Source organism: Niabella yanshanensis (assembly GCF_034424215.1).
GTDB lineage: Bacteria > Bacteroidota > Bacteroidia > Chitinophagales > Chitinophagaceae > Niabella > Niabella yanshanensis.
Window position 1 is genome coordinate 1125616 of sequence record NZ_CP139960.1, and the last position, 13473, is coordinate 1139088.

Annotated in this window: 12 protein-coding genes and 1 tRNA gene; 5 read left to right on the forward strand and 8 right to left on the reverse strand. The window is 42.2% G+C overall.

The genetic code is table 11. The annotated features are described in order from the left end of the window. The first annotated feature begins 30 nt into the window (after positions 1-30). The 3 genes from U0035_RS04200 to U0035_RS04210 all read left to right on the forward strand — a co-directional run bounded on the left by U0035_RS04200 (position 31) and on the right by U0035_RS04210 (position 2579). On the forward strand, positions 31-663 hold the full coding sequence (locus U0035_RS04200) for a deoxynucleoside kinase (RefSeq protein ID WP_114793300.1): 633 nt from the start codon (positions 31-33) through the stop codon (positions 661-663). A 142-nt stretch (positions 664-805) separates the two neighbouring features. Continuing rightward, complete coding sequence (locus U0035_RS04205) at positions 806-2101, forward strand: MFS transporter (RefSeq protein ID WP_114793299.1); 1296 nt, start codon at positions 806-808, stop codon at positions 2099-2101. A 25-nt stretch (positions 2102-2126) separates the two neighbouring features. Next, entirely contained in the window at positions 2127-2579 is a 453-nt protein-coding gene (locus U0035_RS04210; RefSeq protein ID WP_114793298.1) for a GNAT family N-acetyltransferase, read from the forward strand. A gap of 50 nt (positions 2580-2629) precedes the next feature. On the opposite strand, the gene U0035_RS04215 is transcribed toward U0035_RS04210, so the two are convergent. The 3 genes from U0035_RS04215 to U0035_RS04225 form a co-directional block, all read right to left on the reverse strand. Next, on the reverse strand, positions 2630-3784 hold the full coding sequence (locus tag U0035_RS04215; RefSeq protein WP_114793297.1) for a phosphoglycerate dehydrogenase: 1155 nt from the start codon (positions 3782-3784) through the stop codon (positions 2630-2632). Positions 3785-3911: 127 nt separating this feature from the next. After that, positions 3912-4994, reverse strand: coding sequence for a 3-phosphoserine/phosphohydroxythreonine transaminase (gene serC / locus U0035_RS04220; protein WP_114793296.1), 1083 nt, complete (start codon positions 4992-4994; stop codon positions 3912-3914). 236 nt (positions 4995-5230) lie between these two features. Continuing rightward, positions 5231-5614, reverse strand: coding sequence for a diacylglycerol kinase (locus tag U0035_RS04225; RefSeq protein ID WP_114793327.1), 384 nt, complete (start codon positions 5612-5614; stop codon positions 5231-5233). Positions 5615-5752: 138 nt separating this feature from the next. On the opposite strand from U0035_RS04225, the gene U0035_RS04230 reads away from it, so the two are divergent. Further along, complete coding sequence (locus tag U0035_RS04230; RefSeq protein WP_114793295.1) at positions 5753-7252, forward strand: carboxypeptidase-like regulatory domain-containing protein; 1500 nt, start codon at positions 5753-5755, stop codon at positions 7250-7252. Between the two features lie 10 nt (positions 7253-7262). Here U0035_RS04230 and U0035_RS04235 read toward each other — a convergent pair whose 3' ends face one another. The 3 genes from U0035_RS04235 to gap form a co-directional block, all read right to left on the reverse strand. Beyond that, the gene (locus U0035_RS04235; RefSeq protein WP_114793294.1) at positions 7263-8102 is read right to left on the reverse strand and encodes a hypothetical protein; all 840 of its coding nucleotides are present in this window, start codon (positions 8100-8102) and stop codon (positions 7263-7265) included. Between the two features lie 86 nt (positions 8103-8188). Further along, entirely contained in the window at positions 8189-9388 is a 1200-nt protein-coding gene (locus U0035_RS04240; protein WP_114793293.1) for a phosphoglycerate kinase, read from the reverse strand. A 147-nt stretch (positions 9389-9535) separates the two neighbouring features. Then, a complete protein-coding gene (gene gap / locus U0035_RS04245) occupies positions 9536-10549 on the reverse strand; it encodes a type I glyceraldehyde-3-phosphate dehydrogenase (protein WP_114793292.1) in 1014 nt (337 codons plus the stop codon). A 184-nt stretch (positions 10550-10733) separates the two neighbouring features. Between gap and U0035_RS04250 the strand changes: the two genes are divergently transcribed. After that, a tRNA-Glu gene (locus U0035_RS04250) sits at positions 10734-10805 on the forward strand. A 263-nt stretch (positions 10806-11068) separates the two neighbouring features. Here the strand turns inward: U0035_RS04250 and U0035_RS04255 are convergent. Beyond that, a complete protein-coding gene (locus U0035_RS04255) occupies positions 11069-11887 on the reverse strand; it encodes a helix-turn-helix domain-containing protein (protein ID WP_114793291.1) in 819 nt (272 codons plus the stop codon). Positions 11888-12414: 527 nt separating this feature from the next. After that, positions 12415-13407: an SDR family NAD(P)-dependent oxidoreductase gene (locus U0035_RS04260; protein ID WP_114793290.1), complete on the reverse strand. Its 993-nt coding sequence runs from the start codon at positions 13405-13407 to the stop codon at positions 12415-12417. Positions 13408-13473: the final 66 nt, after the last annotated feature.

Consider the following 13473-nt stretch of genomic DNA (forward strand, 5'->3'; position numbering starts at 1 on the left):
ATTATCGGGCCCATATTATTTTAATTTGATTTGCGTTACGAATTTATCACCATAGAGGGAAATATCGGAGCCGGTAAAACTACATTGGCTACATTGCTCAGCAAGCATTATAATGCCAAGCTGGTATTGGAAGCTTTTGCAGACAATCCTTTCCTGCCCCGGTTCTATGAAAATCCCAAACAGTTTGCCTTCCCGCTGGAATTGTTTTTTATGGCCGAACGTTATAAACAATTACAGGAGATGCTGGTGCAGAAAAATATGTTCCACCAATTAACCATCAGCGATTACCTGTTTACAAAATCTCTGTTATTTGCCAAAGTAACTTTAAGCGAGGATGAGTATAAGCTGTACCAACGGCTGTTTGACATTGTGCAGCAACAGCTTATTCACCCGCAGCTACTGGTTTATCTTCATGCGCCTGTATCCAAGCTGCAGCAAAATATAAAGAAGCGGCAAAGAGCCTATGAGCAAAAAATACCTGACGAGTACCTGCAAAGCATCCAGGAAACCTACCTGCAATATATCAGGCAGCTAAAGTTGCCGGTGTTATTTGTAGATGCGTCTAATGCAGATTTTCTATCTAATGATCAACACCTGCAGGTAATTCTTGATGCACTCGATCATGATTATGAGGCAGGGCTTCACCCGATTGCATTGCCTTAAAAGGTTTGCAGATGATAGCTGACCGATGATAGATAATAGTTCAGAGACAATAGCGCTGTACGTTTGATTAAAAGATTCCATCACCATGGGAAGCGCACTTATTACTCACCATTGATCACTCATCCTTACCTTTGCATACCTAATGGCAAGCGCAAATACCCCCGAAGTACAATTAATTAATGACCCTTTTGCAGCAGTTCGAATTCCTGAATACCGAAACCTGATGATTGGCCGATTTACATTCGTAATGGCTATGCGCATGATTACCACAGTAGTAGGTTGGTGGATCTACCAAATAACCAAAGACCCATTGGCAATAGGTATGATCGGGCTTTCAGAAGTAATACCCGCGCTAACCCTTGCCCTGTATTCCGGCCATATGGTGGATACTAATGACAAGAGAAAACTCATTTTAACAGGCATTGCCGGATATTGTATTGCAGCCCTAGTATTATTTACGCTATCTACTTCAAAAACGCAACAGCTCCTGCACACTACGCATATTTCCTGGTTTATTTATAGCGTCTTCTTCTTTACCGGTATATTACGATCTTTTGTGGGACCGTGTTTTAGCGCCATGATCGCTACTATCGTTCCCAAAAACCTGTTGCAAAATGCTACTACCTGGAACCAGGGAACCTGGCTTTCTGCTTCGGTAACCGGCCATGCTACAGGAGGCTTCCTGATTGCCTTCATCGGTATTTCTTCAACACTGATTGTGATCAGTTGTCTTGTTTTCCTAAGCCTGCTGTTTCTTTATCAACTGAAACCCAAACCGCCCATAAAAATTGAGATAGCAGGCGATGATAGCAGCCTCACCCAGGCTCCCGAAAAAAAGACCTGGGCCAGTATTAAAGAAGGCCTGTCTTTTGTATTTCAAACAAAAGCTTTATTAGCTGCCATGGCACTGGATATGTTCGCCGTTTTGTTTGGTGGAGCGGTGGCTATGATTCCTGTGTTTGCGAGCGATATACTAAAAATAGGGCCCAAAGGCTTTGGCTGGCTGAATGCAGCAACTGATATCGGCGCTATTTTTATTGTTATTATTCTTACTTTATGGCCTATGAAAAGAGGCCAGGGACGCAAAATGTTGATTGCCGTGGCCGGTTTTGGCACCTGTATTATTTTGTTTGGCTTGTCCAAATGGTTCTGGCTCTCGTTTTCTGTGTTAGTTGTAGCAGGCATACTGGATGGCGTAAGTGTTGTGGTCCGCGGCACCGTAATGCAACTATTAACACCCGATCATATGCGTGGCCGGGTTAGCAGTGTGAGTGGCATGTTTGTACTAAGCAGTAACGAACTGGGGCAATTTGAAAGTGGCGTCATGTCGCGTGCTTTTGGTGTAATTCCGTCGGTAATTATTGGCGGATGTATGACTGTAGCAGTTGTTGTTACCACCTGGCTAAAAGCGCCCACTTTGAGGAAGTTTGAGTATTAGTTGATCATTCTCTCCCCTATACTTTATGACTATACAAAGAATTACTGCTGACCAGGTATTGCTGGTAGCCGACTTATTCAATCAATACCGGATCTTTTATAAACAAGCTTCGGACATAGCACTGGCTGAAAAATTTCTTACGGAAAGGCTGGCGAATAATGAATCCGTAATTTTCGTAGCTATGATAAACGAACAACCGGCAGGCTTCACGCAGCTCTACCCTACTTATTCTTCCATGCGTGTTTCAAAAAACTGGATCTTAAATGATCTGTATGTAGAAGCCGGTCAAAGGAAACAGGGCATTGGAGGCAATCTTATCAAAACAGCTATGAACTTTGCCCGTGAAGACGGCGCTACTTACCTGGCACTTTCCACTGCTGTCGACAATTATACCGCGCAGGCATTATATGAATCGATCGGTTTTATAAAGCAGGAGCCGGATACCGCTTTTTTTGACTATCGAATCGCATTAAAATAAGAAAGCCGGTACTTTCGCACCGGCTTCCAACAACTTAAAAACAAGACCAGTTATATCACTCTCACGCGTAAAACGCCTTCTATCGCTTTTATTTTAGCGATGCTTTCTTCGCTGCTTACGCTTTCCAGATCCAAAATAGTATAAGCATAATCGCCACGGCTTTTGTTGATCATATCCTTGATATTGATCTGCGCATCGGCCAAAGCTGTTGATATTTGCCCTACCATGTTTGGAATATTTTTATGAGCTACCGTAATACGCTGAACACCCGATAAAGGCATTTCGCAATTCGGGAAATTTACCGAGTTCCTGATATTACCCGTTTCGAGATACACTTTCGTTTGCATAGCGGCCATATGGGCACAATTATCTTCAGATTCGGGTGTAGATGCGCCCAGGTGCGGGATAGTAATCACACCAGGCTTATTGATCATTTTCTCATTCGGAAAATCTGTAACATAGCCACCAACTGTTCCAGCTTCGATAGCAGCGAGTATATCATCATCATTTACCAGTTCGCCACGGGATAAATTGATCACGCGTACGCCTTTTTTCATTTGAGCAAAGGCTTCTGCGTTTAACGTGCCCTTTGTTTGGGCATTGTATGGAATATGCAGGGTGATATAATCTGCTTTCTCAAATATCGTTTTCAGATCAGTAGCTTTCTTAACCGCTCTTGATAATCCCCATGCAGCATCTACCGAAATAAACGGATCATAACCTAATACTTCCATACCCAGGTTAACCGCTGCGTTAGCGATCAACACACCAATAGCACCCAAACCAATTACACCCAGCACCTTTCCTTCGATCTCTGGTCCGACAAACTGCGCTTTTCCTTTTTCTACTTCTTTGGCAACATCCTGCGTAAGACCATTGGCCCAATTGATCCCATCTACAATTTTGCGGGAAGAGATCAACATAGAAGTGATCGCCAGTTCTTTTACCGCGTTGGCATTAGCACCCGGTGTATTGAACACCACAATGCCTTTTTCAGCACATTTATCCGTAGGGATATTATTCACCCCTGCGCCGGCACGTGCGATGCTTAACAGCGATTCAGGGAATTCCATTTCATGCATCGACGCGCTTCTTAAAAGAATTCCGTCGGGGTTAGCGGCATCATCCGCAATGGTGTAACCTTCACCAAATTTATCTAAACCGGTTTTGGCTATTTTATTTAAAGTCTTAATTGTGTAACTCATTTTTAAAAAAGTTTTTTTTATGCTGGATACATGTTTCTCGATACCGGATGCTTGAGGTTCAGAGTTCGAACATTTTTTACACCCATTCACTACTTACCATTAGCTACTCACGATTTACACGCCCGGCTTATTTATTCGCCACTTCAAATTGTTTCATAAAGTCAACCAGCTTCTGCACGCCTTCCAGAGAGATGGCATTGTAGATACTGGCACGCATACCCCCTACAGATCTATGCCCTTTTAATTGAACAAAACCTGCTGCTGTAGCTTCTTTAATAAACTTAGCGTCTATTTCTTCATTGCCTGTAACAAAAGGAATATTCATTACAGAACGGTCCTTACCCGCCACAGTACTTTTGAATAATGACGATTCATCCAGGAAGTTATATAAAGTGTTTGCCTTATCGATATTGGTTTTTTCGATTGCGGCAACACCACCCTGCTCTTTCAGCCAGTTTAATACCAACCCAATCAGGTAAATACCAAAAGTAGGAGGTGTATTGTACATGCTTCCATTTTCGATATGTTCCTTATAGTTGAACATCGTTGGGGTAAAGTCCATTGCGTTGCCTGCGAGGTCTTCGCGAATGATCACCACTGTTACACCTGCGGGTCCAAGGTTTTTCTGAGCGCCTGCATATATTAAACCAAACTTAGAAACATCATAATGCTTGGAAAGGATATCAGAAGACATATCGCCTACTAAAGGCACATTACCCGTATCAGGCAATTCAGCAAACCGGGTACCATAAATAGTGTTATTGGTAGTGATATGGAAATAGTCTGCATCCTTATCAAATGTAGCCGGATCCAGTTCAGGAATATAGCTAAAAGTTTTATCTTCAGAAGAGGCTATAACATTTACAGTACCGTAACGTTTGGCTTCTTTGATCGCTTTTTTTGACCAGGCGCCGGTATTTACATAATCAGCTTTTTTACTTTTGTTCATCAGGTTCAAAGGCACCATCGCAAACTGAGATGAAGCTCCTCCCTGCAAAAACAAAACCTTATAGTTATCAGGCACCTGCATTAATTCGCGCAATGAACTTTCTGCCGAATCAAGAATGGACATGAAATCTTTGGAGCGGTGGCTCATTTCCATTACGCTCATTCCACTTGTTCCATAGCACAGCATTTCGCTTTGTGCTTTCTTTAAAACCTCTTCCGGTAAAGCAGAAGGGCCGGCCGAAAAATTGTAAACTCTTTGCATTGCCTATTAATTATTGTTTAAAATATTGAGGCGCGAATTTAAACTTATCTAACGTAATTACAATCCTGCACTGTCGATTTTTAACAGTTATGCACATTTAGTGAATAAAGAGAGGTTATCAAACGGTCTCATAGCTAATAAAAAACGGGCATTCAGCAGGAGTTTTACTCAATAATGATGGACTTTATCAGCCAATTCCTGAAGCCTCTTAATTATTACTTAAAGGTATATTGAGACTAAAAGGCGGAAAATTGATGGATAATGCGCGGTATAAAAATGATACCGCCCGTAATTAAAGCTCCTATAGAAACGATCAGAACTGCGGCAGCAGCCAGATCCTTTACGATCTTTATTTTCTCGTGATATTGAGGAGATACTACGTCGCAGAGCTTTTCGATAGCCGTATTCATAGTTTCTGCGCCCATTACCGCCGCAATACAGGCAATAATTAACGCCCACTCTACGGTAGATATAGTCAGCAAAAAACCCATCAGAACGGCAAGCCCGGCAAATAGTACATGAATACGGAAGTTCTGTTCCGAACGAATCACTGCCTTCAGCCCGTTAACTGCATACCCAAAGCTCTTCAGGATTTTTTTTATTGAAAATTGTTGCGTCATCAGCAACAAATCTAAACATTTAAGGCCATAGACCTGTTCTCCGGCAGGAACGGGTTATCATCATTTTTCAAAATGGAACCTAAGTTTAAAAGTATTGAAAGGGAGTAATTCATGAATAATGATTTATTTTGACCACAAATGGCCGATCTGATCAACCGCTGCGTACTCGCTCTAGCCCTAAGTTTCTGGACAATTGGAGGGATATGCCAGTCAAACGAAGTAGTATTAACCGGCAGGGTAACGGACAAAGAATCCGGCGCTGCGCTGCAGGGCATTTCAGTATATATCAATAATACAACCTACAGTACTCAAACCCAAAAAGATGGAAGCTTCAGATTATCCAATATTCCTTTATCTAATTTTGAGCTCGTTTTTTCATCTGTAAACTACGAAACCCAAACTCTTGGTATTGACATTCGCACTCCTATTGCTCCCTTAAACATTCAGATGCAGAAAAGCACCGCTTTGCTTAACGAAGTGGTGGTAACAGCCAATGTTGATAAAAACGGCTGGGCTCAATATGGCACCACGTTCAGCAAAGATTTCCTCAGTTATTCATCATTTGCCCAACAATGCAAAATTGTCAACTATCCCTCAATACGCTTCAGACGAATAAAAAAAGATAATATTCTGAAAGCTTACTCGAAAGAACCACTGAAAATAAAAAATAATGCCCTGGGCTACGAACTTACTTACTGGTTGAATGAATATGAACACCAGTTTGCAACTCAATTAGTACTCTATCAAGGCAATACTCAATTTAATGAGATGAGGGGCAGCAAAAGAAAAATGCAGCATTGGGATAAAAACCGGCAGATTGCCTACCGCGGCTCCCTTACGCATTTTATCCGGTCTGTTTACGAGGGTAATACAAAAGAAGAAGGATTTGTGGTTAATCTTATAAAAACCATTCCCTATAAAGACATCAATTTTTACATACCGGCTTTTACGGACACAACCAGCATTCACAGCTCCGCCGCACTGACGAATTTTATAGCTGGTATATATACTTCCAAAGACAACGTGCTGGCAGCATCACGAGCTAATGACGCGCTTCAATGGCTGGGCAGCAAACGGGACCAAATGCCCTTTGTTATTTCACTTGCTGTTCCCGACCGAACCGTACAAGCCTATTTCTTTGTAAAAAAGTCCCTGGTATCAGACCAGGTTGCTGTTTACAGGTTCGATGTAAAAGATACAACGGCCATAAGGCATATTCAATGGGAAACCGCCGGCACCATCATCCCGGATCAAAAATCCCTGAACCGCATCAGCGGTTACCAAAGTACGACTCAAGATCAACGCGGATATTTAAAAGTAAAACTGTTTTATTCCCGCCCCCTAAATCCTAATCATTTTATTAGCAAGGTTGATGATCAATTATTCCTTCACTTTAACGACACCTGGCAAATCACCTATACCAGAGAAGGTAAGGATAAAGCGTATATTGAAGAAAATGCCTTGCAAAATAATGATTCGGGTTACCAGGAATCTACGCTTAGCATGACGGGGTCACAACCCGTGATGATCTTACCTAATGGATATTACACCGGCACATACAGTTTTATTACCGGTGCTTACTGGTCTTATGAAAAAGTAGATAAAATGCTACCTTTAGATTTTAAGCTATCAAAATAGCCGGCAGTACTTATTTGGTTTTGGCTGCTGATTTTTTAGCAGGGGCTGTCTTATTTTTCTTTTCCAGCTTCATGGCTTCTGCTTCCAGCTCCATACTAAACAAAGCCATAGCACACTTGCCGCAGCCTACTTCCTGGCCTGCTTCCAAAGACTCACGGGCCGCTTGAATATCTCCTATTGCCGCGTAATAGCCGCCTAACACTTCATAACCGTTCGTATCTCCCAGGTCAATAGCCCGATATATAATATCTAAAATCTCCTGATTGGGCGCACGTTTCTTAATTTGTTTTTCGGAACTATACAATGCGGCAATGCCACCCATGTCTTCCAGGGTTTTCAAGCCTGCATAATCCAAACAAGCTTTTGACAGGCCGCTATCACACAAATTCTTCAGTGTACTTGCATAAGTGCTATCAGGACCTTCAAAAAGCAGGGAAAGCTCACTACTTCTTCTTTTGATACTATAGTATTGGTATAGCAAACCGGCGATCCTGTCAGACGCTACGGGATCGGTACGTAAAGTTTCAACGGTGGTATCTTTTACCTTTTCCCAAACACAGCCATCCACCCAGTCTGAAGCACCGTATAATTTATCGCCTTTAATCACAAATTTGAAGATGCTCTTATCCGGATACACAATAAGGCTATCGTCTTTTTGAAAATAATAACCATTGCCGATGCCCATAATATCTACCCTGCCATTACCATCAAAAGTAAAATATTCGTACATCGCGGTATCGGAACTGGCTTTAAAATATCCTTGCAGCTCATTGGTGATCTTTTGCGCAGAAAGTACCTGTATACCGCCAATTATCAAAAGGCAAAGCACATAAAAAAACTTACGATTCACTGATTCCATTTTAAGCGGCAAATATATACAAACAAAAAAATGCGAAGCACTTTGCCCCGCATTTTACAATAATTATTACCGGTATTTTACGCTTCGTTTACTGCTGCAATACCCGGAAGTGTTTTGCCTTCAAAAAACTCAAGCATAGCACCGCCACCGGTGGACACATAGCTTACTTTCTCTGCATATCCGAATTTGTTAACTGCCGCCACACTATCGCCGCCCCCTACTAAGGAGAAAGCACCGTTCTCTGTAGCTTCAGCCACCGCATCTGCTATTGCCTTGGTACCGCCCTGGAACTTCTCCATTTCAAAAACACCCATTGGACCGTTCCATAAGATAGTTTTTGATTTTTTGATCACATTGGCAAATTGCCCTCTCGACTCGCCTGCGATATCCAGTCCCATCCAGCCTTCCGGTATGTTGTTGCTGGGCGCTTCTGATGTATCAGCGTCAGCCGCAAATTTATCAGCGATCAGGCTTTCACCCGGCAGGTGAATACACACATTCTTCTCTTTTGCCTTCTCTAAAATCTCTTTAGCAGTGTCCAAACGCTCTTCTTCACAAAGAGAAGAACCTATATTACCACCCATCGCCTTAAAGAAAGTATAAGCCATACCACCACCGATGATGATGTCAGTAGCTTTATCCATCAGGTTTTCGATGATCAGGATTTTGTCGGACACTTTGGCTCCCCCTAAAATAGCTGTAAATGGCTTTTGAGAGTCGCTCAATACTTTTTGTGCGCTGTTCACTTCTGCTTCCATTAGCAAACCAAACATTCTTTTTTCTGAAGGGAAGAATTTTGCGATCACAGCAGTAGATGCATGCGCACGGTGAGCTGTACCAAACGCATCGTTTACATATACATCGCCCAGTTTGCTTAATTGTTCAGCAAAAGCTTCATCACCTTTTTCTTCTTCTTTATAAAAGCGAAGATTTTCCAGCAACAGCACTTCACCTTCGCGCATCATATCGGCAGTAAGATAAGCCTGCTCACCAATACAATCATTGGCAAATAATACCGGCGCCCCTTCCAACAGATCGCTTAAATGTTTTACCAGGTGCTTTAATGAAAATTTATCTTCCGGACCGGTTTTAGGACGCCCCAGGTGAGACATTAATATTACTTTACCGCCATCAGCCAATATTTTTTTGATGGTGGGTACAACTGCTTTCATACGTGCATCAGAAGTAATCTCCAGATTCTCGTTCAACGGAACATTGAAATCTACACGTATCAGGGCTTTTTGCCCTTTAAAATTATATTCTGAAAACTTTGACATATAAATATGTTTAGGGTTTTAAATAATATGGAATACATCCAACAACAGTGCCTATATTTTTCGGCATACGAATTATATAAGACGGTCATTAGTTCTATAAAAATAAAAAGCGGAACGCTTGTTCCGCCTTTCAATTTGTTATCGCAATTACTTGCTGATTAAGCCTGCAAAATATTTCACAGTACGAACCAGCTGAGAAACATAGCTCATTTCGTTATCATACCATGATACAGTACGAGCAATATGCTTGTCGCCCACGTTCATTACTTTAGTTAAAGTAGCGTCAAACAGAGAACCGTAGCTGGTTCCGATTACGTCGCTGCTTACGATCTCGTCTTCGTTATAACCAAAGCTTTCGTTAGCTGCTGCTTTCATTGCTGCATTGATTTCTGCTGCGGTAGTTGGTTTACCCAGGATCACGTTCAATTCAGTGATAGAACCAGTGATAGTTGGTACACGCTGAGCGCTACCGTCTAATTTACCTTTTAAGTTAGGTAATACCAGGCCAATTGCTTTAGCAGCACCAGTGCTGTTAGGAACGATATTAGCAGAAGCTGCACGTGCACGACGAAGATCTCCTTTAGGATGTGGCGCATCCAGAGTGTTCTGGTCGTTAGTGTATGCGTGGATGGTAGTCATGATACCGATTTCGATACCATAAGTATCATCTAATACTTTAGCCATTGGCGCTAAACAGTTAGTAGTACAAGATGCACAGCTAATGATTGTTTCGCTACCGTCTAAGATATCGTGGTTTACGTTAAATACAACTGTTTTCAGATCACCTGTAGCAGGAGCTGAAATTACAACGCGTTTTGCGCCTGCAGTAATGTGTGCCTGAGCTTTATCTTTATCTGTAAAGAAACCGGTGCACTCTAATACTACATCCACATCATGCTCACCCCATGGAATTTGAGCAGGATCTTTTTGTGCATAGATCTTAATTTCTTCACCTTCTACTATAATAGAGTTTTCTGTATGAGATACATTTTTATTGAAAGGGCCCTGTGCAGAGTCGTACTTTAATAAGTGTGCCAATGTGGCGGGGCTTGTAAGATCATTAATGGCTACTACATCAATGCCTTGTTGATTGTAGATCTGACGGTAAACTAAACGTCCGATTCTACCGAAACCATTGATGGCTACTTTTACTGTGCTCATGATTTTTTAGTAATTTAATTTATAAGTACTTTTTTTGGAGGCGTGAAGTTAACGATTTTATGGGATTTAGTGTACCGGATACATCTTATTTTTTGTTCACGTATAAAAGTGGAAAAACATTTTTGAAAAAAAGTTTTGGCTGTTACAAAACCGCAACCTATATTTGCACTCCCAAAACGGATATGCCGCGTTGGTCAAGGGGTTAAGACGCATCCCTTTCACGGATGAATCACGGGTTCGATTCCCGTACGCGGTACGAAGGCCAGCTTTTAAGCTGGCTTTTTTAATGCCCTGAATTGCAACATTGATGCAGGCCGATCTAGAATCAGGTTGAAAGTTGAAGGACTGGTGAGCTCAAGCATAAATTTTGGCTAATCGAAAAGGAAGAAGTTGCTATTCCTGATATTTCTTGCAGCGCTATATTAACGATTTGCGTGGAAAAAGATCTCCCTACAATAGAAACCAGCTCAACGACATTAAGATAACGTTCGGCAAAAAACACTCCCCGCTTCAAACCGGCTAATAGCCAATATTTTTATCATACAGGTGGCTGGGGGCGTACCCAAATCGTTTTTTAAAAGCAAAGGAAAAATGAGAGAGGTTCTCAAATCCCACTTCATAGCAAACGTCCAGCGGCTTTTTCTTCTTTTCTGCAAGTTGATAGTGTGCCAGCTCCAGCCGCTTTTGAATTAACCAGCGTTGTGGTGTGGTGCTGAAGGCTTTTTTAAAATCACGTTTAAAAGTGGTGAGGCTCCTGCCCGTGAGGTAACCGAATTGCTCCATAGGCAGGTTGAACATGAAATGCTTTTCCATATAGTCTACCAGGCTGATCTTTCCCGGCTCTTCAAAATTAGCCAGCACCTGATCTATCTCCTGGTCCAGGGTTCTGAGAATACTTATAGCTTCGGTGATCTTAATAGAGGCAATATCTCCCGGTATATCCTTCATGTCGAAATATGGGATAAGCGAGGCCAGGCAGCTTTCCAGCAAGGGATGATTACTGAAATGATAGATCTTCTGACACTTAGGGGATTGGGGTTTTATATTTTTGCCGGCATAAAAATCCCTGAGCCGCTCTACTGATAAATGCATCACCACCGTTTTATGCGGCTGCCCCTCTTTGGGGTAGTTAATAATAGTGGCCAGCTGATTTCTTGGGATCAGAAAAATGTCACCTTCCCTGAAAAAATAAGTTGCATCGGCCTGCACGATCTTGGTTTCGCCGGAGAGAAACCATACCAGCATATGCTGGTCGAACATAATATCCGACTTAAAGAACTTGTCCTCGTAACTGGAAAGCTTTATGTCTTCAGTAATATACCGTGCGCTGTATTCCATGTTCCTGTATTTTTAAAGAAAGAAATCACTAATTACAAAAATATCAAATAGATTGCCCCTATCCCCTAAAAGGGGTGTAATTCAAATTTTCGCTTCATGCTATACTTCTTTTTGCAGGTTCTTTCAAGCCCGTCTGGAAATTTCCGGTGATCGCATCAATTCCTTTGTGCTTGAAATAAAATATATCACTGCTACGCAGCTCCGGCAACTAAAGAATTATTATGACTTCTATCAATATGATGCCGTTATGCGGCAATGATCACTATCAATAAAGCAGCGTAGCTGCGACATATTAGTAAAAAAACAGCCATCAAGGCAACAGAGCTGCATCGCAGCGATATATGAATGATTTGATGCGTCTGTCCTGAAGAAATCTCCACTATTAAGGAGATGTTTTTCACTTCCGCTGGCATGACTTTAACGAAAAATTGAATGGCATCACTAAAAGTTGATGCCTGTGATAAAGGCAATTTTATTTTTAAGATGCTCCATCTTGTTTTGTTAGCGGTTAAAACTTTGAGCCAATCTTATACATCAAACTTTAAATCCGTCATTTCCTCGGTAAGCGCCCATAGCTTTTTGGCAGCGGCTTCATCCAGGGAATAAGGATTCACCCCTTTTTGATTAGAAATGTCTGAAGACAATACGGCGATATCCCCGTCTTCGCAGTACACCCCGCCTATATTGTTCAATAAGGGACTGGTAGCGCACCAAACCGTTGTAGCTGCTCCCTGGGGAATTGTTTTTAATGCCGCAGCCACTTCAGGCAGCATATTACCGGCTGCATTTACAAAACCCATTTTCTGAAACAGCTCTAAGGGGGCTTCTCTTCCTAACTCGGTGCCGCCAATAGATCCTGGATGCACAGCATACACCCTGACATTAGATGCGCGGGCACGATGGTCCAGTTCCATAGAAAAAAGATTAACTGCCGTTTTCGACTGCCCGTAACCTTGTAAGGTTTCGTATTCCCTGTGCAGAAAATTAGGATCGTCAAAGTTGAACAGGGCGAAATGATGCCCTTGGGAAGAGACATTGACTACCCTGGCGCCGTTTGCTTTTTTCAATGACGGCCATAATTTTAAGGTAAGCCGGAAGAGCGCCAGGTAGTTAGTAGCCAGCTGCGATTCTATACCATTTTCATCCCGGCGTAGCGGTACCCACATAATACCTGCATTATTGATCAGTATATGTAACGGTCTTCCGGAAGCAAGAAAATGGTTGGCAAATGCGTTAATAGATGACGGCGACATCAGGTCCATTGCTACTATTTCTACATTTGGAATGTCCTGCAGGTTTCTGCCGGCCTTCTCTACATCCCGCGCGGGTACAATAACAGTTGCACCGGCTGCAGCAAGAGTGCGGGTGGTTTCCAGGCCGATACCTGTATTACCGCCGGTTACTATGGCTATCTTGCCGGTAAGATCAATACCTTTTATTACATCAGTGGTGGTTGATCTTGCATCGAAGCCGGAACCGATTGGATGTTGCAATGCTCCCTGGTAATTGTTTTGTTTCATTTTTAATTTGTTTTGTTGAAACAAAAGTAGAACGCTTTACACCCGGCCACTTTGTTGAAAAGGCCT